Genomic DNA, 20,932 nt, shown 5'->3' on the forward strand with positions numbered 1-20,932 from the left:
GTGTTGATGCAGGCAAATCGCTTCAAGAGCATTTGAGCGTCCCGAAATAAGTTCTCCTGTGGAACATTCATGCACTCAGCGACCTTTTAATTCGACGGTGATTGGGAGGCCGATTTCGCTTCCTCAAACCTCCGGGAATCTCGTCAACCGTGGCCGAATATGTTCTTACTTTCGTTCTTACTTTTCGCCAATTGGCGCTGGAACCCTTAATTTTCCAAGTGGAGGCGAGGGCGGGAATTGAACCCGCGCATACCGGTTTTGCAGACCAGTGCATTACCACTTTGCTACCTCGCCATGCTCTGTGAGCGGCGCGAGGCTAGCGCAGTGAGGTGTGGTGTCAACTGCTGGCATCGAAACATGCAGACATGAGTGCATCCAGCGCATCCCAGTAGTTCTGGGGACGATCTTGTGGATGCCGTGACATCAAGCCCTCCACCCAGGTCACCACGGCCTGCGGCAGATCCGGCCTGGCTTGGGCCAACTCAGTCGGCCCCGGATGCAGATGACTGGTGATCACCTCCGGCGTTGTCTCACCGGCATGGGCAAACTGACCCGTCAGGGCGAAGTAGAGCGTGCAACCCAGCGAGTAATAATCCGTGCGCTCATCTAATGCGCCATTCTCAAACTGCTCCGGTGCCATGCCATGCACGGAACCAGTGAGAGGTTGCTGAGAGGCATCTCCGATCCGGCGGGCTTCGCCAAAGTCGATCAACTTCCACACGCCGTCTCCAGCCTGCATGAGGTTCGCGGGTTTTACATCGCGATGCAGGAATCCAGCACGATGAACCGAGTACAGAGCGTGCAAGGCGCTGGAGGAGACCATGGAAAACTCATGCAGAGAAAGCGGCTGATCGCTGACCTTGGCCTCCAAGGTCTGACCGCCGAGCCATTCGAGCACCAGATATCCACCTCGAGTCAGGCGACCACTTTCGCGGAGTCGAATCACATTGAGCCCACGGATCTGGTCGAGTGCGGTGACTTCCCTCTCCCACTCTTGATCCCCCGATTCATCCCTCAAACGCTTCAGCGCCACGACCTGACCAGTGCGCCGGTCACGGGCACGATGCACCGTGCTGCGGGAGCCTTCCGCGACTTGTTCCAGCACTTCGTAGTCGTCGATCACAAGCCGATGCTGCCCTGATTCAAAGCTCCCTGCAAGTCTGCCGATCCGCCCCGCCATCATCGGCAGCCAGGCCCTACAATCCCGATGTCACACCCGGCTCGCTCAGTTCCCAGGCCGGACCCGCCGCACGCACGGCCACAGCGGCGGCACCTTTCGGCCAGTCAGTCTCATGCTGAGTGCGGAAGGCTACTTCGACGGTCTGCCATTTGCCCTCGATCAATGCCTGCACCACCCACCAGCGACTCGCCGTGTCCCAGCGCAGATCGTCAAAGAACCAGCGCAGCTTCTTCCCCTCTGCCACGCGCTCCACTCGCGGCGCAGGCAGTGCCACCTGACTCAGCCAGGGGCTCGCGGGCAAGATGGTATGGATGTTGTAAGCGCGTTCTTTGGAAAGCGTGCCGATCTTGCCGAGGTTCTTGTCCAGCGCGCCGAAGTTCCAATGGAAGTGCCCCGGCGACATCTGGAGCTGCCTGGATCGCGTGATGCTGATCTGCGCGAGGATCTCTCCCGCTTTGCGATCATCACCCACCTTGCTCGTGTTCATGCCCGGCCAGATGTGGCGGCCCAGCGTGTTCTCACCGAGCCACCAGTCGAAGTAGGTGCCAAAGCCGAGCTTGGGGCGGTCGATGGTCCAGTAGAGCTGCGGCGTGAGGTAATCGACCCAGCCTTTCTGCAACCAGCCGCGACCGTCAGCCCCCATGTGCTCGTACGGATCGAGCCCGCCGCCGGTGCCCTCTGGAAAGTTAGGCCGCCACAGGCCAAAGGGGCTGATGCCGAATTTCACCGTGCGCTTCGTGGCTTTAATGCCTTCGTAAATGGAGCGCACCGTCTCATCCACATTCTGCCGTCGCCAGGCTGTGAGTTCCAGTGCGCCGCCACTTGTCTTGTAGCGCGAGTAGGCGTCTTCATCGTGGAAGGGCATTGGCTTGCCGTCTTTGCCATTCACCGGATACGGATAAAAGTAGTCGTCAATGTGGATGCCATCCACGTCGTAGCGCCGCGTGACATCGAGGATCACATCCAGCACGCGCTGCCGCACTTCTGGCAATCCAGGATTCAGCCACCAGTCGCGGCCATACTTGATCGTCCATTCGGGATGTTGCCGGCGGACATGATTCGCGCTCGGCGCAAACCGATCCCCCGCCAGAGCGCGATACGGATTGAACCACGCGTGCAGTTCCATCCCATGCTTGTGCGCCTCGTCGATGGCAAAGGTCAGCGGGTCCCACTTCGGCGATGGCGGCAGGCTCATCAGCCCACTGAGGTAGCAGGACCACGGCTCGATCTGCGATTCGTAGATCGCCTCGCAGGCTGACCTCACTTGGAAGATCAGGCAGTTCAGACCTTGCTCATGCGCCTTCTCGATCAGCCTCTTCAGCTCCGCCTGCTGCTGGGCCACGGGCAGGCCTTCCTGCGAAGGCCAGTTGATGTTATGCACCGTCGCGATCCAGGAGCCACGCAGCTCCCGATGCGGCATCGGCACGGAGAGCTGGGCGAGCGCGTTTGATGTCAGCAAGAAAGCCAGCAGGCAATGACGAAGCCCGAATGACGAATGACGAAGGCCCATGTTTGCAGATTTACTCCGCCGCAGGTTCGATTGGAGATTCCGTAGGTTCATCGGCTTTGGGGGCATTGCCTTTTCTCACCAATCTCGCGCCGTAGAAGCCATCGTGCCCACTTTCGGCGGGATTGATCTTCATCTCTTCTTCCAGCGTCCACTCCTCACCATGCGTGGCGAGGAACTTCTGCACCTGGAGTTCGTTTTCACTCGGGAGGATGGAGCAGGTGGCATACACCAGCTTGCCGCCGGGCTTCACCATCGTGCTGTAGCGCGTGAGGATGTCCTGTTGCTCGATGATGAGCCGGTCGATCTCCACCTCGCTGAGCTTCCACTTCGCGTCCGGGTTCCGCCGTAGCACGCCGAGGCCGGAGCATGGGACATCGAGCAAGACACGGTCCGCGTAGTTGGCGAGACGCTTGATGGACTTGCTACCATCAATGAGGCGCGTCTCCACCACATCCACCCCGGCACGGCCGCAGCGTTTGCGCAGTTCCTTCAGCTTCCAGTCATGCACGTCCAGCGCCAGAATGCGGCCCTTGTTCTGCATAAGTGCACCGAGGTGCAGCGTCTTCCCGCCAGCACCGGCACAGGCATCGATCACCTTCATGCCCGGCTCAGGTTGCACAAAAGGTGCCACAAGCTGCGAAGAGGCATCCTGCACTTCGAAGAGCCCTTCTTTAAAGGCCGCCATGGCAAAGACATTGTAGCGCTGCTGCATCACCAGGGCGGTGGGGATCGGCTTCAGCGCCTCCGTGATGAAGCCATCCTGCCCGAGCCTTTCCTTCAGACTGCGGCGGTCCGTCTTCAGCGTGTTCGTGCGCAGATACACCTCGGCGGGATGATTTAGCGTCTCACGGATCGCCGGCCAGGCGTCGCCGAGTTCCTTCGCGCAGCGTGCATCCAGCCAGTCTGGGATGGAAAGGCGGATCACCTCCGGCACCGGCAGCTTTTGCCGCGCCCGGATGTCCTGCGGGCTGATGTCCTCCAGCTCTTCAAAGGGCGGAAGATCCTTCCCGCTCGTGATCCACTGCGCCGCCCAGACATTCCAGAGTTCGATATCGCCAATGCATTCGCGCTTCGCGTGATCCGCGTCCGGCAGACCGGCCAGATGCCAAAACCAGCGCCAGTGCCGCACGCATTCATAGAGGGACTCGGCAAAGAGCCGCCGGTCACGGCTGCCCCACTTGTGATGATTCTTGAAGGCAAACTCCACCGCCTTATCCGAGTAGCGCCGGTCCACGAAGATGTCGTGCAGCGAACGGATGATCTGGGCGATGATGATATGGGGAACTTTCACGCCTCTGAGATGGCGCGGGCCGGACAGAGAAGCAAGCGCGAGGGCGTCAAGCGCTCCTTGAATGCCTTATGATGCCAAAGTGGGTGGGTAGATCGGACAGGGTTTCCTGGCGAGATCGTCGTCAGCGGCTGAGCCCAGAGGGGCCTCCTGCCCCGGCCATCAATCTGCAAAGGAGAGTGACTGGACATTGCCCGCTGTGATGCCCACTCGCGATGAATGGCATCGCGAGAGTCTATTTTTGTTTTTGCGGGGGATCGTGGATGACTGGCACGCTTCTATGCGACCACAGGCTTTCTTTACCCTTTCCCTGCTCTACCTCGATCTTCAGGCGGGTATCACTCCGGCACCTGTCGTGGAAGCGCCGAAGCCTGATCCGCTTCAGTTCACCTTTCAGGCCCGCGTGCGCGGGGAGTATCGAAACAATGTCTTCGACTTCAATGAGGGGCTGGATTCGGCGACGGATGACTCCTGGCTGCTGCACCGCATCCGGCTCGGCATCGAGTGGCAGCCGCTTCCCTGGCTGCATGTGACGGTGCAGGGGCAGGATGTGCGGGAGTCATTCTCTGACCGCGCGGATGTTCCGCTGCTGATGGGTGCGGAGGGCGACGATGCCTTTGACCTGCGGCTGGCCTCCCTGGAGTTCGGGGACCCGAAGCATCTGTCTCTCAAACTGGGCCGTCAGGTCCTGTCGTATGGCGATGAGCGCCTCATCGGCCCGTTGGAGTGGCTGAACTTCAGCCGCACCTTCGATGCCGTGAAGCTGCACTATCAGCATGAGAACGACTGGTGGGTGGATGGCTTTGTCTCCAGTGTCGTACGTCTGCATGAGTCCCAATTCAATGTGTCTGACTGGACAGACACGCAGAACAATCGCCGCCAGCTTTTCAGCGGGGTGTATTTCAGCAACGCGATGATCCCGGTGCAGACGACCGATCTCTACGCACTGCATCTGCATGAAGAGTCGCTCACCGGAGCCACGGACTTCCTGACGCTGGGCACGCGGATGAAGGGAGATCCTTTGAAGCTGGCGGGCTGGGATTACACCTTCGAACTGGCCGGTCAGACCGGTCAGGTGCGCGGTCAGGATCTCAAGGCCTACGCCTTTCATCTGGAAGGCGGCTACAACTGGCTGAAGACCTCCTGGAAGCCGCGCCTCGCCCTGGAATACAGCCACGGCAGCGGTGATGGCAATGCGGGTGACGGGCAGACAAACACCTTCCAAAACCTCTTCCCGACGAATCATCCGCCCTATGGATTCATGGACACGATGTCCTGGCAGAACATGCACAACCTCGTGCTGCGCCTCGCCGCCCAGCCTCATGCCAAGGTGAAGACGACGCTGGATCTGCATGGCTTCTGGCTCTCGGACACAGGAGACGCGTGGTATCGCGCCAATGGCACCACCCAGGTGCGCGGCATCGCCCCCGGTGCCAGCAACAACGCAGGCACGGAAGTGGACTTCACTGTGAACACGAAGCTGACCAAGCACCTCGATATGCTCGTCGGTTACAGTCACTTCTTCGCCGGATCATACTTAGATGACACAGGCGGCGGTGATGATGCCGACTTTGCCTACCTGATGCTCACACTGAACTACTGAGAGCCGAGCTTTGCAGTCGTTGGCCAGATTCCCCAAACCAACAGCGCTCTCGCAGTCAGGTGCGGCGGTGGCCCACATGCTTGACGCTCGCCCGCTTCGCCAGACTGGCGCTGTCAGCGCTGAAGCGATTCTTGATCAGGGTATCCGGTGATTTCACGAGAGTTCGGTCCTGCTTCAGCAGGCAGGCAGGCTGCTGGTGGCAGCGGCGCGGTCGCCGAAAGCGTGGACCTCGTTTGCTTCCGATCCACGGAAATCCTCCACCTCAGGCGCGGCCCTGCTTCTGTTTCAGCGCCACGACGACGTGGGGCGGCACGAACTGGTTCACATTTCCTCCGAGGCGGGAGATTTCCTTCACGAGGCGGCTGCTGATGTAGGTGAGCTCTTCGCGCGGCATGAGGAAGAGCGTCTCCAGATTCGGCTCGAGCTTCCTATTCATGAGGGCGAGCTGGAACTCGAACTCGAAGTCGCTGACGGCACGCAGGCCGCGCACGAGGGCGATGGCCTTCTGCGAGCGGGCGAAATCGACGAGCAGGCCCTCGAAGGGGAGCACGCGCAGATTGGGCAGATGCTCGGTGGCCGCCCTGAGCATCTCGACGCGCTCCTCGACGGTGAAGAGACTCTGCTTGGCGTTGTCCTTCGCCACGGCGACGACGAGTTCGTCGAAGATACCTGCGGCGCGCTGGAGCACGTCGAGGTGGCCATTGGTGATGGGATCAAAGCTACCTGGATAAACGGCGCGGCGCATGGGCGGCAGAGGTAAGCGAGCCCGCGTCGGGTGCAAGGAGGGAGGACTGGTAAATCGTGCTCGACATCCCCGGCTTCTCTTTGGTATGTCTTATTCCACCATGAGCACTTTGTTTCAGGAGACCACATTCTTCCAGAATCTATACGCCACGCCTGCGGACTGGCAGCGGGACTTGTTTTATTCCGTCGTTCGTGGCGGGCACCTCCGCGCAGGCTATGAACACCGCATCCAGCGGGAAACGTATCCCGGGCATGAGTTCATCCTTTGCCTCGCCGGACGCGGCTGGGCACAGATCGCGGGCAAGCGGCATGAGATCGGACCTGATGAACTGCTCTGGGTGAACTGCCATCATCCCCATGCCTATGGAGCCATCTCGAAAGAGCCCTGGGAGCTGTATTGGATTCGGGTGGAAGGCAGGCCGCTGGACCGTGTCTCCAATCTCCTGGAGATCCGCTCGCAGCCGGTGATCAAGAACTTCAACACCCGCGTGGCCTCGCAGGAGTTCGAGCGCATCTTCCATCACATGACGGCCACGCGCCCGAGTGATGCGGCGCTGGTCAATGCCGCCGTGACGGCCATCATCGCGCTGGCCTTTGAAGCGCGGCTTTCCGATACCGACGAGATCCGCCCCGAGCTGCCGATGCCGGTGCAGAAGTCGCTGGAGAAGATGCGCCTCTACTTCCACACCGCCATCCGCGTGGCAGATCTGGCGACACTCTCCGGCATGAGCGAGAGCCACTTCAGCCGCATGTTTAAATCCTGCATCGGCACGAGCCCCATCGACTGGCTGCGGCGCGAACGCATCAATCAGGCGAAGCACCGGCTCATCGAGAGCGATGACCCGATCAAGGAGATCGCCCGGCAGGTCGGTTACAGCGATCAGTTCTTCTTTAGCAAGGACTTCAAGAAGATGACGAAGCTCACGCCCACGCAGTTCCGCATTCAGGAAAAGCAGCCGTGATTTGCGCGAGCAACTCACGGCGATGTCGGGTGTTTGACGGCGGCCATGAAAGCCCCCCTCCTGCTCGCCATCGTTCTTTGTTCCAGCTTCACCCAAGCCGCTGACTGGCCACGCTTCCTTGGCCCCACGGGTGCCGCCATGGTGAAGGAAGCCAGCATCCCGACGACCTGGAGCGCGACGGAAAACATGGCGTGGAAGGCGGAGATGCCCGGCCCCGGTTCGTCCAGCCCCATCGTGGTCGGCGACAAGATCTTCGTGACCTGCTGGACAGGCTACGGCGACAAGCCGGAGAACAAAGACATGAGCAAGCTGGAGCGCCATCTGGTCTGCCTGAGTCTGGCCGATGGGAAGAAGCTCTGGCAGTCCAGCGTGAAGACGCAAGGCGTGGAGGACGAGTGGCAGGGCTTCATCACCGAGCACGGCTACGCCACGAGCACGCCGGTGAGCGATGGCACCCACGTCTATGTCTTCTTTGGCAAATCAGGAGCGGTGTGCTTCGACATGGAAGGGAAACAAGTCTGGCACACACCGCTGGGCACCGGATCGAGCGGTCGCCGTTGGGGCTCGGGCGGCAGTCCCATCCTCTACAAAGACAGCCTCATCGTGAATGCCACGGACGAGAGCCGGATGCTGGTGTCTCTCGACAAAAAGACCGGCAAGGAACTCTGGCGTGCCGGTGGTGACATGATCGATCTGGCCTACTCCACGCCGAGCATCATCGAGACGAATGGTCGGACGGATCTCATCTTCCCAATCGCCCAGGAAATCTGGGGACTGAACCCTGACACAGGCAAGCTCCGCTGGTATGCCACGCACGGCCTGCCAGGCAATGTGTCCCCTGCCCTGATCCAGGATGGAGATGTCGTGTATATGTATGGCGGCTATCCCACGGCAGGCAGCGCCGGGATCAAGCTCGGCGGCAAAGGCGATGTCACGAGCACAAACATGGTTTGGCAGAGCCAAAGCAGCAGCTATGTGCCCACGCCCGTGCTGCATGATGGTCATCTCTATGTCGTGAATGACGGCGGCTTCGCCCTCTGCATGGAGGCCAAGACCGGCAAGGACGTGTATCGCGAGCGAGTGATGGAAGGCGGCGGACGTGGACGTGGCGGCAAGCCCTTCTATGCCTCCCCCGTGCTCATCGGCGACAAGCTCTACGCTGTCTCCCGCCGCAACGGCACCTTCATACTCGCCGCCAAACCCAGCTTTGAAAAGATCGCCACGATCCCACCGCTCGATGACAGCCAGATGAACGCCACGCCTGCCGTGGTGGGGAACAAGCTCATCCTGCGCAGTGAGAAGGCGGTGTATTGCGTCAGCGCGACGAAGTCGTGAGCCATGCGCAATTCGCAGCCCCTGGTGACGTCATCCGATTAGAGTTCGCCGAAGTGCTTTTCACGCACGAGGACGATGGCATCCAGCATCTTATCTGCTTCCGCGCGGATTTTTGGATCAAGGCTGGAGGCGCTCCGATTGAAACGGCGATAGAGCAGCTTCAAACGAGCCTGGATCTGATCTTTGGGCATCTTTGCTGAAACCTCACAAAGATCCTCAGGTGTCTGGGGAGCGGAGGTGGCAGCAGGCGCACCGGGTTTCACGACACGATCCAGCACACCCGAGCGTGGCGCGGCGCCTGGTGCGGGTGCCTTGGCAGGAGCCTGTGTCTTGGCCTGCTGGGATTTGGAGAGAGATTGGAGGATCTTTTTAAACATGGCGGTATGGGGCTCGGGTTCGCGGAATGATTTCTGAGACTATTCAATCCGCATCTGGCGCAGGCTGACGCTCTTCTTCTTCAGATCCTCTTCGGAAAGGACACCAGCACCTTTATAACTGACGGCTACTTCGCGGCTGCGGCCGGACTGCTTGTCCACAACGAGGGCTCGGACACGCTGGTTTTCATCATAACTGAAGGTGACGGCCACTTCGCAGCCCTTGGGACGATTGGCCGGAACTTCGAGGGTGATGCGCCCGATGACGTCAATGTAGCGAGGGTCTTCATCCTCCCCCTGAGTGATGTCCACCTCGATCACGCGCTCGTTGTCCTCGCTGGTCTGATAGACCTGGGTGCGGGAACATGGGATGGGCGTGTTCTTCGGGATGACAATGGAGTTCATGAGCTTCTCCTCACCTGTCCTGGCATTGTAAATCATGGCGAGGGTGCCGTAGCTGGCATTGCAGACCTCTTGAATGCGCGCGGATTTCTTGGCAAAGAGAGCCGCTCCAAGAGCCACGCATTCATCGACATTGCTGCACGATTTGGGCGTTTTACCAAACATCTTTTCCAAGATCTGCTTCACCTTGGGGATGCGCGTGGAACCTCCGACAAGCACGACGTGATCGATATCTCCTGGCTTCAATTTGGCGGAATCCAGCGCCTGCTCGACGAGCATGACGGTGCGTGTCAGCATGTGCCGCACGAGCTTTTCGAAGCCTTCGCGAGTGAGGTCGATGCGGGCGATGCCATCATTCTTGTCATTGGAGACAGTGTCATTCACACGCTGGAGCTTCGAGAGCATCTTCTTCGCATCTTCCGTGGCCTGAAGAATGCGGCGGCGATGCCGCTCGTCGGCGAAGAGTTTGGCACCGGTCTGCTTGGCATACTGCTCGGCATAGGAGTCGAGCAGCATCTCATCAAAGTTGCTGCCGCCCAGATGACGAGCGCCTTCACTCGTGAGGATGCGAATGTTATCTCCCTGAACTTCGAGAATCGTGGTGTCCAGCGTGCCCCCGCCGAGGTCATAGACCAGAACGCGGCCCTGAACGCCCTGATTGTGCGCATAATAAACAGCGGCAGCGGTGGGCTCATTGACGAGGCGCTTCACCTTCATCCCGGCCATCTCGGCAGCGGCGATGGTGCTTTTACGCGCGAGTTCATTGAAGTTCGCCGGCACGGTGATGACGACCTCATTGATGTCGCCAATGATCTTCGAGCACTCACGCTTGAGTTTGGCGAGAATGAGGGCGGAGATTTCAGCCGGGGTCCACTTCTTGCCGTCGATCGTCACCAGATACTCGGGATCGTCCATGTGACGTTTGATCTGGAAAATGGTGCGGTCTGGCTCACCGCCATCACGCGCAGCGCTACCGACCAGCTTCACGTCTTCGTGATTGTCAAAGAAGACAACAGAGGGCGTGAGACGCTCACCATCGGCATTTGGAACGATCTCCGGGTTGCCGTCGGATTTGAGATATGCCAAGCCCGAGAGGGTGGTGCCGAGATCGATGCCAACGTAGTCTGCCATGGGAGTATAGAATTGAGGGATGTGAAGTGGGCTGCCGGGAAAATTACTGACTGGAAGTTTTGACCTCCACTTTGCGGAGGATGACCTCATGGCCCTCTTCGCGAGAGTAGATAAAGCCGGAACGGCAAGTTTCAATGACGCGTGGCTTGTCCTTGCCTGGCACACTGTCCACGACAGCGATGCGCTTGCGCAGGTTGGTATCGACTTCGGTACCAAGGGCCACGTCAAACTCGCTGACGCCATGCTGGAAGAGAATGTCCTCGAAGGAGGCACGCAGAGTCTGTAGTTGCGCGACGACATCACCGCCATTGTGACCGGCGTAGCGGGAGGTGAGCGCGTCGATAAGGTCAATGCGCTTGATCAGATCATTGGCAAACATGACCACAGTGGACTCATCTGTCGTCAAACCTCGACGCATGATCTCGTGCTTCTCCTCCAGCTCCAGCAACTGACCGCGAAGGCGAGCTTCGATGCCCTGCCAGTGCTTGAGCTGAGACTCTGCCTGGGCAAACTCCGCACGGCGGTCATGGAGCATGGCAAGCTCGTTTTTGAGAAGCTCCGTCTGTGAAAGTTGGGCATGAAGCTGGCGCTCGATCTCGGACAGGCGCTTGCGCTGCTCGGCCTCAATCACTTGAAGGCTGGCCTTTTGTTTCTGGGCTATGTCGTTGAAGACATTAAACTCTGTCTCCACTCGGGTGCGCTCCTGCCGGATCTCTTCGGCGCGGGCGGCCTCCCTGTTGCTGGCTTCCTGAAGGGCATTGATTTTCACCTGGAGAGCCAGATCGCGCTCGGCTGCGTCACGAAGATTTTTCGCGGCCTCATCCTGTCGTGTTTGCAAGCTGGCGAGGGCGGCACCGAAGCTGAGAATCTGGCCGCCAATGTGGGTGAATTCACTGACGCGCTTTTCTTCCTGATGCGTCTTGTCACGCAGTTCAGCCAGGGCTGATTCGAGAGAAGCGATGCTGCCTTTCCTCTCAGTGAGTTCTCTCAAGAGACGATCCTCCTCTAGCTTGAGGGATTCGACACGGTCGAGTCGCGCCTTGAGATCCGACTCCAAGCCGGTGAGTTGAGCGCGTGTGGCATCGACTTTGAGTTTGATGTCCTTCACCTCGCGCTCGATGTCTTGAAGGGCGCTCTCGGCAGCGCGGGTTTTTTCTTGAGCCGATTTGAGACGCGCAGCTTCCTGATCGGCCTCGACCTGCGATTTCATCACACGCTCTTCACGCACACGCTGCGCTTCTTCGAGCTGGCTGATCTGCTGCTGGAGTGCCGCGATGCGCTTATTACCATCATCCGTGCTGACATTTAGACGGGTGACATACTGGGAGGCTTCCTCACGCTCGCGGGCCAGCTTGGTCAGGGCGGCCTGGAGTCCGGCCATTTCTGTGTTCAGGTTGGGAATGGCCCTGCGAAGAGCTTTCTCTTCCTCTCGTGCTTTTGCTGTGGCAGCTTCGGCCTCTGCACGTTTGGCATCGGCGGCTTGCAGTGCAGCCGTGGATTTTTCGAGCCTTGCAGAGGCATCAGACGCACGGACTTCTTCTGATTTTATCTTTTTGGTGAGGTCATTGACCTGACCAGTGCCAGCTCTGATGCCGTCCTCAAGAGTGATGAGTTCCTTGCGCAGCCTTTCCTGCTGCCTGATCAGGTCTGCCAAAGCTTTTTCTTCGATCTGACGTCGTGACTCGGTCTCCTTCAGCGCGGCCTGACTCTCGGTGAACTGCTTTTGTGCCACAGCCAGATCGCTGACCCGCTTTTCTGAAGCAATGACTTTGGCAGTGATTTCGCGCAGTCTGGCCTCTGCCTGATTGGCTTCAGCAAGCTTGGTTTTCATCTCCGCTTCGAGAGTGCCTCTTTTCTCGGTGAGCAATTTTTGAAGGTTGGCCGACTCTGCACGCAGGGACTCGGTCTGTTCGACGGCAGCCTGGCGGTCTGCCTGAACACGTTCCAAGGCGGCTACAGTGGACTTTTTGTCCTGAATCAGAGTCTGCAGTTCAGTTTTCAGAACTTGGACATCGGCCCGCAAGCCTGGGAGAAGGTTTTCGTGCTCCGCGCGCTGGCTGGAAAGTGTTTGGACCAGGGTGCTGGCTGCTTCGCGTCGCTTGGAGGCGAGCTTCTCTACCTCCGCCTGCGTGGTGGTCAGTTGAGCGCGGGACTCAGCAAGCTGGGCATCGGTTGAACGCACCTCTTTCCGCTGATCTTCGAGTGTCTTTTCCAGCTCTCGTATCTCCTCGCGGCGACGTGATTCTTTTTCGTTCTCTGAACGCAATTGATCACGCTCCTGTTTGAGCCGCTGGACTTCATGTTTGAGCTCATCAGCCTGCCTATGCAACGCTGGATCAGACGTGGTGGAAGGCCTGGCGATAGGGAGGCTGGCTGCGGCAGGGGCGGTGGCTGTATTGGAGCTCTGAGGAGAACGGCTGGGCTCGATTGGGCTGGTCTCGCTCTTTGGTTCAGTATCTCGTGCCGGGATGGTTTCGGTATCTCCACGGCGACCATCGGATGGGGCTGCCCCAGCCTTGGATGGCGAACTGGGTTTGGTGCCCGAAGCGGGAGCAGTCCCCTTCGGTGCACGTTCACGGAATCTCGCATCAAGCTGGCCGAAGCGGATTTTGTCACCGCCTTTGACGAGAGATCGCTCAATGCGCTTGCCATTGACGAAGGTGCCGTTGGAAGACTTCAGATCTACGAGCTCATAGATTCCATCTGGCTGACGAACGAACTCGGCATGGGAGCCGGAGATGTAGGTGTTGTCGATGACAATGTCATTTTTGGCATCTCGTCCTATGGAAAGCCGCTCTTCGAGAATATCGAAGACGAACTCATTTCCATCATTGAGATTAAAGGCCAGGTACGGCATGGGCGGTCAGTGGGAGCGGGAAGGGCGAAAAAATTAATTTTGAATGATCATCAAATCAATCTTAATAAAGCCTTAACTCGAACCAATACGTTGATTCCTATGTGCTTGGCAAGCTTGAGTAGAATTGCCAGAATGCCATTCTGTTTTCAGACAACCCTGAGATCAGGGTGCCCGAAGTAGTAGCCGAATGCACTACGCTTTTTGGCAGATTCAATTCCCCGCTTGCTGACTCCTGATCTCTTGCTGAGCCCACTGATCCCACTTTGCCCAATCGGTGCCAAAATCTTCACCGGCAAGGATGGTGAGGACGTTGCGGACTTGTTCATTTTGCGGGTGGGCGGGATTCTTTAGAAGATTCATGAAAAGGGGCATCTGGAGGATGCGGTTGCGGTTCATGAGATCTGAAAACAGCACTTCAATGACATCTGGGTTCATTTTGGCATCCGTGAGGTACCCTGCGATCAGCCCATAGTCTTCATCGCTGGTGAGATTGACCAAGTGACGACTGGCATTCACCTGGGCCTCACCATTGAGCTTTTTGACCAAGTCGTGGAGATCTCGTGCCATTTGAGGGATCTCTTTGTTCGAGCGGAGAATTTCATCGATCATCACATCCCCTTCTTCGACAGTGATAAGGCGGTCGGGTCCACCATTCATCACAGTTTTACTGGATGAGCCAGAACTAAGGGCGTCTGCCGATTTGACGGATTCCGTCCCAGTCTTTGGCGCGTCGTTCTTCACCACCGCAAGCGGCGTATTATCCTGGCCAGCCCACTGCCAGCCAAAATACAAAGCCACGACAATAAAGAGACTGGCACCGATGAAGAGATTACGATTACGGGAGGAGGAAGAAGGCATGAACGCTGGGACAGGAGAAGTCGGTGGGGATGTTCAATCAAGAGTCAGCAAGAAAATCAGGAGAGATGTCATCCGATGACGCACCTAAGTACGGTTTCATGGCCGAACTTCCTCCCCCGTCTGGGTGCTGGTAATCTTCATCTCTTCACGATGGAGTGTCGGATCACTGCGGAAAGTGAGCCGGGCCTCATACTTGCGTTCAAGAGAGACGAGCAATTCACCATCCTCAGTCTTTAGACGCTGCATGACTTCTGGATGCACGACAACGACCAGATTTTTCTGCTCAGGCTTGCCACGTCCAAGGATGGAACTGAGCGCCCGCTGAAGCTCAACACTCATGGTAAAGATCGTTTTCACCTGCCCGTGGCCTTTGCAGTAGGGGCACGGCTCATAAAGAGCGCTGCTGAGGCTTTCATGGAGACGCTGGCGAGTCATTTCCATGAGACCAAACTGGCTGATCGGCAGGATTTGTGTCTTGGCCTTGTCTCGCTTGAGGTGATCAAGCATGGATTTGTAAACTGCCTGCTGATCCTTGCGGTGCTTCATGTCGATAAAGTCCACGACGATAAGCCCCCCCATGTTGCGCAGTCGTAGCTGGCGAGCGACTTCGGCTGCAGCTTCGAGATTGGTTTCGACAAGCACTTTGTCCTGCTGGTCTTTGCCACCTTTGTTGCGGCCTGTATTCACGTCGATGGAGACCAGCGCCTCGGTCTGATCGATGACAATGTAGCCGCCACATGGCAGCCAGACCTGACGATAGAAAGCATTGTCGATCTGCTTCTGGATGCCGTAGGCCTCAAAAATGGCCGTCTGGCCCTGGTAGTGGGTGATTCGGCGCTTGGCTCGTCCAGAAATTAAAGCCGCCATTTTTTGCATGCGCTCCACAGTTTCCAAGTCATCGCAGGCGACTTCGTCGATGTCCTCGGTGAGAAAGTCTCTCACGGTACGTTCAATCAGTTCGGGCTCCTGGAAACAACAGACCGGAGCTCCTTTGCTGTCACGTTTGCCTGTAATGTCGTTCCACTGTTCGATGAGGAGACTTAGATCCCTGATGATGTGACGAGCACGCTTGCCGGAGGCTTCGGTGCGCATGATTAGGCCGAGGTTTTCAGGGAGATTCACCCGTTCGATGATCTTGCGCAGCCTGGCACGTTCCTTAGGCTCCTCAATTTTACGGGAGATGCCGAACTGGTCATTCTGTGGCATGAGCACGAGCAATCTACCGGCCAACGAGATGTTTGTGGTGACTCGCGGGCCTTTGTTGCCGATGGGTCCTTTGGTAACTTGAACCATGATTTCAGAACCGACGGGATAGAGCTGCGGGATGTCCTCGGCCTTGATGCGCTTCTGCTTGCTTTTATTGGATCCGCTGCGGCTGACCTCCTCCATTCCTTGATTGGAAAGCGCTTCAGGAATGGCATCCCAAAAATGGAGGAAGGCATTTTTATCGAGACCGATGTCGATGAACATCGCCTTCAAGCCATGTTCGATGTTTTTCACACGCCCCTTGTAGATGGAGCCGACGATGGTGCTGGTTCCCGTGCGTTCGATCGTGTACTCTTCGATAGCTCCATTGTCCAGAAGAGCCACGCGGTTCTCCAATTTCTCGCAGTTGATGACGAGGCGGGTGCCTGTCTTGATGTCTTTTTTACCGGTGATGAATTCTTTAACGCGTTGAACAAAAGTTAGTGCCATGGATGGGTTGGATAAAAGGGGTGAATAGACGAGGTGCGGACTCCATCACTGCGGTGTGCGAAAGAGTCTGCGGAATAGCCCGCCACCAGATGGGGCAGGCTGGCTGGGTGCCGGAGAAGGTGCTCCACGGTTGAAGATCCCCCGGCGGGGCTTCGTTCCGTCACGATTGGAGTTCACCCCGGATGACTCATTGGAGTCACCCGTCTTGCGAATATTTGGAGCGATGCTGGGACGCTTCGCGGTGTCAGTCGATTTACGCTCAGGCAGTTCGGCAGTGCCGGTGTCACCGTCCTCATCTGCGCTTGCCACCAACGGCAGACCGGAGTCAGCGTAGGTGACCGACTCGATTTTATTGAAGTTACCCGCGACCTCGGTCAGGCGCTCGATTTTGGGATCGTATCCCTGTTCAAGCGCAAGAGACTGCTCCAGCACGCGCTGTGCCACTGGTGCCGCACAGCCCCCACCCGACTTGCCACCTTGGACGATGATGCAAATGGCGAACTTGGGATTCACATAAGGGGCGAAGCTGATGAAGAGCGTATGGTTGTCCACTACGCTGTGCCCTTCCTCATCTTCGCGCCAAGCCTGTGCAGTGCCCGTCTTGCCAGCCACCTCGACTCCTGTGATGCGTGCCGCTTTGGCCGTGCCCCCAACATCATTGACTACTTTCCACATCCCTCTGCGAACAAGTTCAAGATCGTCGGCCGGAAAATACTGGCTCAAATCTGCACGCAATACCGGCTTATGTGGCTCGATAATTTCTGCCCCATCCTTCACCTGGAACAAGAGATGCGGTTTGTATGCCTTACCTGAAGCGACCGCGCCAGCTACCGAAGCCATTTGCAGTGGTGTAGCAAGCACCTGCCCCTGGCCGATGGACACGTTGGCTGTGTAGCCCGAACTCCAACGCTCTTGCGGACTCCGTAACCGTAGCCATTGCGGGTTGGGCAGGATGCCGGTGTCTTCTTCCTCAAGTTCGATCCCGGTCTTTTCACCGAGGCCGAGCATTTTGCCAACCTTGGTGATCTGATCAATGCCAGCGGCATTTCCATACTGGTAGAAAAAACAATTGCAGGAGCGCATAAGCGCATCGCTGAGCCCCAGACTTCCATGTGAACCACCACTCTGCCGCTGAATCCAGCACTGCATGGCCTTGGAGCCATAAGTCACGCTACCACTGCAATTGAACCGGCTTCCCTGGATATGTGCCAAACATCCAGCGAGTGCGATGGGCACTTTATAGGTTGATCCAGGCGCGAAACCGCGTGTGGCACGGTTGAGCATGGGAATGACAGGATTGTCGTTGAGAGCATCCCAGTCTTCCTGCTTGATGCTTGGGATGAAGCGATTTGGATCATAGTTTGGAACCGTAGCCATCGCCAACACCTCCCCCGTCTGCGGCTGAATGACCACAACGCTGCCGCGTCCGATGTTACCATCGCGCAGAGCTTTTTCGGCAATGAATTGAATTCGGGCATCAAGCGTGAGAAACACATCATTGCCTTTGCGCGGTGGTTCATAGGCATCACGGACATCACCAACTATGCGTCCGCGCTCGTTCTTTTGCATCACACGCACCCCGGCGCGTCCTCGCAAATATTTGTCGAAGCTCTTCTCCACCCCCGCGCCGCCATAATCATCAGGCACATAGTAATCCCAGCCTTTCCTTTCTTCTTCGGATACGCGTTGATCATCGGGAAGTCGCACAAAGCCCATGATATGACAGGCCAGCGCGCCGAGTGGATAGACCCGACTGCCACGCTCGGCGACTGTCACTCCAGGGAGAGAAAGATTATGCTCGGCAAAACGGCTGAATTCGGAAAAGGTCAGGTTGTCACGATACACCCATGGAATCACTCCAGCGAAACTGCGGTAATGAACTCGCAGATCCTGGTCATCATTGAGTTTTACCGCCAGTCCGAGTTCAGCAAGACGCGCCTCAATGAGCTCCTTGAACATCTGAACAATGTCTGGTTCATCCTTTTGTCGCATGATGCCACGGTCAAGAAACTGAACTTTGATCGTTGGCACCTCGACTTTTTTGATTCGGCATTGCCGGAGATACTCATCAAGTACCTCCTTTAGATTCACGCGCACTTCAAAGGTGGCCTTGTTCGTGGCCAGCACGACGCCGTTGCGATCCTTGATCTCACCACGTACGCCTGGCAGGCGGGCACGTTCGCGTCTGGCTTCCGGCACTTTGTTCACGAAATCCTTATGATGCTCGATCTGCAGCCACCAAAGACGATACACCAACACACCGAAGCCACCGAACATGGCCAGGGTGAGAAGATAGAGTCTGAATCGGTATTTAACGACCATCGAAGGAATATCTCAATCCGTCATACTTGATCTCATAACGTGAAAGACCCGCCAGAGAATACAGAAGCAAAAACAAGAGAGGGGAAGCTAGCATGGCGAGCATTGCGTCCGTGATCATTTTCGTCCATACCGCCGTCGGAAAAAATAGGCTTCCTCGCAGGAAGGTCTGCATTAGATATTCAAGCAGGAGCCAGGCAAAGGTCGTGAAACCCACCAGCAATACCGGCAGTTCTACACGTCCGCGTTTAAACAAAGGCCGCACACCTTGAAGGAATGTGCCAAGAAGGGCGAATACAATGATCGAGATACCGATGCCAAAACCGCCTCCACTCACGATCTCGGGCATTCCCAAGGGGCCGGCAATCAAGCTGTCCGCCGAATTTTCGACAAAACGCACCGCGCCAGGCAGATGCCTGGCATCCCAGAGCAACCCTGTGATAAAGGACAGCAACAGCATCATTGGAAAGGGCACAGCCACGGCTGCGGTGAAAAAGTAAACAGGTGGCAGAAGAAGCGTAGCATGATGTGCCATGGCAATACCCGGCAAGAACTCCTGCACCACGAAGGTCAGCAGTAGTAGGAGAATGGTTACCGGGTAAAAAAACATGGCTTTGGTTCCATCAATTCTTGATTGGAGTTTCTTCTGGATTCTGGACCTCCAGAACGAATACATGCCTGAGTTGAGACAGGTCCACAGCAGGCTCTACAATGGCCTCGCCTGTGATGTCTTTGATTTCAAAACGCTTTACGCGTCCAATGAGCAACCCCGAAGGAAACACACCTCCCTCGCCGGTTGAATGCACCAATGATCCGGGATTGATAGCCGCCTCTCTTCTTAGAAAGCGCAAGTGCAGGTCAGGACGGAGATCGAGCCCGGCGCGTTCACCAGAAATGATTCCCTGCTCCAACGTGCCGTCAATCTTCGCTGACACGCGGCACATCTCGTCTGTCAGCAAAATAACCTCGGCCATGTGAGGTGCCATCTTGCCAGTCTTGCCGATTAACCCAGATGCGCTGATCACGGGAGTATCCGTCGCCAACCCATCAAGCATGCCCTTGTCGATGATTAACGTGTTCCACCAGGTCGAAGACACACGTTTAACCACCCGGGCAGCGACCATCTTGAAGGGTGATGTTTGTTTGAATTCAATGAGTTCGCGGAGTTGATTATTCTCATCGAGCGTCTGTGTGTATTTCTGCGAGATGATTCGCAGCCGCTCCACCTCGATCTGCAAACGTTCATTATCCCGCTTCAGCTCACGTGGATCCAAGACGGGTGCCGAGGCTGTAGTGATCCCTTCTTCGATGACTGTGCTTGAATGAATGAACGGTGACAACACCGCCATCACCTTGCTTTGGATTTCGCGCGTCGTCGGCGTGTCGAGCGTGAATACTGACACGACCGCAGCAACGAAGATCAGCAGCGCTAGAATGTTGAGCTTTTTCATGGGCACCAAGGCTCCGGTTTGATCTGCCCAATGATTCAGAAATCACTGGGGTGGATCGTCTTCAGGATCAGACCTCGGTGGTGCTGACCTTTTTCAAGAACTCAAGTTCATTGAGCACACGACCGGCACCCTCACCCACAGCACTGAGAGGATCCTCGGCTACATGTACAGGCAAGGCGGTTTCTTCTTGAAGTAGCTTGTCCAAACCACGCAGCAGGGCACCGCCACCTGCGAGCATAATGCCACGGTCAACAAGGTCGGCTGCGAGTTCAGGAGGGCAACGTTCCAAAGTGGTACGGACTGCATCAATGATCGCATTCAGTGGCTCCAGCATCGCTTCACGAACTTCCTGACTGGTGATCGTGATGGTTTTTGGGAGCCCGGCTACCATGTCACGTCCTTTGACTTCCATCGTCGTTTCCTTACCCAACGGGAAGGCGCTACCGATGCGCAGCTTGATTTCTTCTGCCGTGCGCTCTCCGATCATCAGATTGTAGGCGCGCTTCATGTAGTTGATGATCGACTCGTCAAGTTCATCGCCAGCCACACGCACACTACGACTGTAAACGATGCCGCTGAGGGAGATGATTGCCACCTCCGTGGTGCCACCACCGATATCGACGATCATGTTGCCCGCCGCTTCCTGCACAGGCAGTCCCACACCGATCGCAGCAGCCATTGGTTCTTCAATGAGATACACTTCACGTGCTCCAGCGGCCTCGGCGCTTTCCTTCACGGCACGTTTTTCGACTTCGGTGATACCTGATGGCACGGCAATAACCACTCGCGGACCACGCATGGCACGGCGGTTGTTATGCACCTTACGGATGAAGTGGCGCAGCATGGCCTCTGTCACCCGAAAATCGGCGATCACTCCATCCTTGAGGGGACGAATCGCCGTAATGCCGCCAGGGGTGCGTCCAAGCATTCTCTTCGCGTCGTCTCCCACGGCGACCACCTCATTTGTGCCCGTTTTCACTGCGACGACAGAAGGCTCACGGAGAACGATTCCGTGGTCTTTAACATAAACGAGAGTGTTAGCGGTGCCGAGATCGATACCAATGTCTTTGGCTACAAAGCCGAAAATATTACCAAGCATGTGAATAAAAAGGGGAAAGGGATTGGAAATGAATGACTTGTAATCAGGCAGGGTAGCACCACCGACTTTTCTTCAAAAAATCGCAAAAGTGATGCTTACCTACCAAGTTTCTAGTCTTTCTAAC

The 20,932-nt window shown here is 56.9% G+C and carries 16 protein-coding genes and 1 tRNA gene; 3 read left to right on the forward strand and 14 right to left on the reverse strand.

The annotated features are described in order from the left end of the window. Positions 1-219 precede the first annotated feature (219 nt). The 4 genes from AC6FTP_RS12085 to AC6FTP_RS12100 form a co-directional block, all read right to left on the reverse strand. Positions 220-294, reverse strand: a tRNA-Cys gene (locus AC6FTP_RS12085). Between the two features lie 43 nt (positions 295-337). Further along, positions 338-1,123 (reverse strand): serine/threonine-protein kinase, encoded by a 786-nt coding sequence (locus tag AC6FTP_RS12090; RefSeq protein ID WP_497207176.1) that lies wholly within the window; start codon positions 1,121-1,123, stop codon positions 338-340. Positions 1,124-1,196: 73 nt separating this feature from the next. Further along, the gene (locus AC6FTP_RS12095; protein ID WP_497207177.1) at positions 1,197-2,690 is read right to left on the reverse strand and encodes a glycoside hydrolase family 10-like protein; all 1,494 of its coding nucleotides are present in this window, start codon (positions 2,688-2,690) and stop codon (positions 1,197-1,199) included. A 10-nt stretch (positions 2,691-2,700) separates the two neighbouring features. Then, positions 2,701-3,981, reverse strand: coding sequence for an RsmB/NOP family class I SAM-dependent RNA methyltransferase (locus tag AC6FTP_RS12100; RefSeq protein ID WP_497207178.1), 1,281 nt, complete (start codon positions 3,979-3,981; stop codon positions 2,701-2,703). Positions 3,982-4,258: 277 nt separating this feature from the next. On the opposite strand from AC6FTP_RS12100, the gene AC6FTP_RS12105 reads away from it, so the two are divergent. Further along, the gene (locus tag AC6FTP_RS12105; protein ID WP_497207179.1) at positions 4,259-5,581 is read left to right on the forward strand and encodes an alginate export family protein; all 1,323 of its coding nucleotides are present in this window, start codon (positions 4,259-4,261) and stop codon (positions 5,579-5,581) included. Between the two features lie 262 nt (positions 5,582-5,843). Here the strand turns inward: AC6FTP_RS12105 and coaD are convergent, their stop codons facing one another. Then, complete coding sequence (coaD, locus tag AC6FTP_RS12110) at positions 5,844-6,326, reverse strand: pantetheine-phosphate adenylyltransferase (protein WP_497203659.1); 483 nt, start codon at positions 6,324-6,326, stop codon at positions 5,844-5,846. Positions 6,327-6,426: 100 nt separating this feature from the next. Between coaD and AC6FTP_RS12115 the strand changes: the two genes are divergently transcribed. Both AC6FTP_RS12115 and AC6FTP_RS12120 read left to right on the forward strand, forming a co-directional pair. Then, positions 6,427-7,287, forward strand: coding sequence for a helix-turn-helix transcriptional regulator (locus AC6FTP_RS12115; protein ID WP_497203658.1), 861 nt, complete (start codon positions 6,427-6,429; stop codon positions 7,285-7,287). 45 nt (positions 7,288-7,332) lie between these two features. Beyond that, positions 7,333-8,622 (forward strand): PQQ-binding-like beta-propeller repeat protein, encoded by a 1,290-nt coding sequence (locus tag AC6FTP_RS12120; protein ID WP_497207180.1) that lies wholly within the window; start codon positions 7,333-7,335, stop codon positions 8,620-8,622. A 38-nt stretch (positions 8,623-8,660) separates the two neighbouring features. On the opposite strand, the gene AC6FTP_RS12125 is transcribed toward AC6FTP_RS12120, so the two are convergent. The 9 genes from AC6FTP_RS12125 to AC6FTP_RS12165 form a co-directional block, all read right to left on the reverse strand. Next, complete coding sequence (locus tag AC6FTP_RS12125; RefSeq protein WP_497207181.1) at positions 8,661-8,999, reverse strand: hypothetical protein; 339 nt, start codon at positions 8,997-8,999, stop codon at positions 8,661-8,663. 39 nt (positions 9,000-9,038) lie between these two features. Further along, the gene (locus AC6FTP_RS12130; protein WP_497207182.1) at positions 9,039-10,529 is read right to left on the reverse strand and encodes an Hsp70 family protein; all 1,491 of its coding nucleotides are present in this window, start codon (positions 10,527-10,529) and stop codon (positions 9,039-9,041) included. 43 nt (positions 10,530-10,572) lie between these two features. Next, complete coding sequence (locus AC6FTP_RS12135; protein ID WP_497207183.1) at positions 10,573-13,386, reverse strand: FHA domain-containing protein; 2,814 nt, start codon at positions 13,384-13,386, stop codon at positions 10,573-10,575. A gap of 210 nt (positions 13,387-13,596) precedes the next feature. Continuing rightward, positions 13,597-14,244 (reverse strand): hypothetical protein, encoded by a 648-nt coding sequence (locus tag AC6FTP_RS12140; RefSeq protein WP_497207184.1) that lies wholly within the window; start codon positions 14,242-14,244, stop codon positions 13,597-13,599. 96 nt (positions 14,245-14,340) lie between these two features. Continuing rightward, complete coding sequence (locus AC6FTP_RS12145; RefSeq protein ID WP_497207185.1) at positions 14,341-15,939, reverse strand: Rne/Rng family ribonuclease; 1,599 nt, start codon at positions 15,937-15,939, stop codon at positions 14,341-14,343. 45 nt (positions 15,940-15,984) lie between these two features. Beyond that, positions 15,985-18,261 carry a penicillin-binding protein 2 gene (gene mrdA, locus AC6FTP_RS12150; RefSeq protein ID WP_497207186.1) on the reverse strand — a complete coding sequence of 759 codons (2,277 nt, stop codon included), beginning with the start codon at positions 18,259-18,261 and terminating at the stop codon, positions 15,985-15,987. Beyond that, complete coding sequence (locus AC6FTP_RS12155; protein ID WP_497207187.1) at positions 18,251-18,868, reverse strand: hypothetical protein; 618 nt, start codon at positions 18,866-18,868, stop codon at positions 18,251-18,253. The genes mrdA and AC6FTP_RS12155 overlap by 11 nt, the downstream gene beginning before the upstream one ends. A gap of 13 nt (positions 18,869-18,881) precedes the next feature. Then, entirely contained in the window at positions 18,882-19,709 is an 828-nt protein-coding gene (gene mreC / locus AC6FTP_RS12160; RefSeq protein WP_497207188.1) for a rod shape-determining protein MreC, read from the reverse strand. A 67-nt stretch (positions 19,710-19,776) separates the two neighbouring features. Then, positions 19,777-20,808 carry a rod shape-determining protein gene (locus AC6FTP_RS12165; protein ID WP_497207189.1) on the reverse strand — a complete coding sequence of 344 codons (1,032 nt, stop codon included), beginning with the start codon at positions 20,806-20,808 and terminating at the stop codon, positions 19,777-19,779. Positions 20,809-20,932 lie beyond the last annotated feature (124 nt).

It is taken from the genome of Prosthecobacter sp. (genome assembly GCF_044378005.1).
Taxonomy (GTDB): domain Bacteria; phylum Verrucomicrobiota; class Verrucomicrobiia; order Verrucomicrobiales; family Verrucomicrobiaceae; genus Prosthecobacter.

Bases quoted from the DNA above. Each gene is read 5' to 3' on its own strand.
- AC6FTP_RS12115 (WP_497203658.1), top strand. From the start codon at position 6,427: ATGAGCACTTTGTTTCAGGAGACCACATTCTTCCAGAATCTATACGCC.
- AC6FTP_RS12155 (WP_497207187.1), bottom strand. From the start codon at position 18,868: ATGTTTTTTTACCCGGTAACCATTCTCCTACTACTGCTGACCTTCGTG.
- AC6FTP_RS12140 (WP_497207184.1), bottom strand. From the start codon at position 14,244: ATGCCTTCTTCCTCCTCCCGTAATCGTAATCTCTTCATCGGTGCCAGT.
- AC6FTP_RS12145 (WP_497207185.1), bottom strand. From the start codon at position 15,939: ATGGCACTAACTTTTGTTCAACGCGTTAAAGAATTCATCACCGGTAAA.
- AC6FTP_RS12105 (WP_497207179.1), top strand. From the start codon at position 4,259: ATGCGACCACAGGCTTTCTTTACCCTTTCCCTGCTCTACCTCGATCTT.
- coaD (WP_497203659.1), bottom strand. From the start codon at position 6,326: ATGCGCCGCGCCGTTTATCCAGGTAGCTTTGATCCCATCACCAATGGC.
- AC6FTP_RS12120 (WP_497207180.1), top strand. From the start codon at position 7,333: ATGAAAGCCCCCCTCCTGCTCGCCATCGTTCTTTGTTCCAGCTTCACC.
- mrdA (WP_497207186.1), bottom strand. From the start codon at position 18,261: ATGGTCGTTAAATACCGATTCAGACTCTATCTTCTCACCCTGGCCATG.
- AC6FTP_RS12165 (WP_497207189.1), bottom strand. From the start codon at position 20,808: ATGCTTGGTAATATTTTCGGCTTTGTAGCCAAAGACATTGGTATCGAT.
- mreC (WP_497207188.1), bottom strand. From the start codon at position 19,709: ATGAAAAAGCTCAACATTCTAGCGCTGCTGATCTTCGTTGCTGCGGTC.
- AC6FTP_RS12130 (WP_497207182.1), bottom strand. From the start codon at position 10,529: ATGGCAGACTACGTTGGCATCGATCTCGGCACCACCCTCTCGGGCTTG.
- AC6FTP_RS12095 (WP_497207177.1), bottom strand. From the start codon at position 2,690: ATGGGCCTTCGTCATTCGTCATTCGGGCTTCGTCATTGCCTGCTGGCT.
- AC6FTP_RS12135 (WP_497207183.1), bottom strand. From the start codon at position 13,386: ATGCCGTACCTGGCCTTTAATCTCAATGATGGAAATGAGTTCGTCTTC.
- AC6FTP_RS12125 (WP_497207181.1), bottom strand. From the start codon at position 8,999: ATGTTTAAAAAGATCCTCCAATCTCTCTCCAAATCCCAGCAGGCCAAG.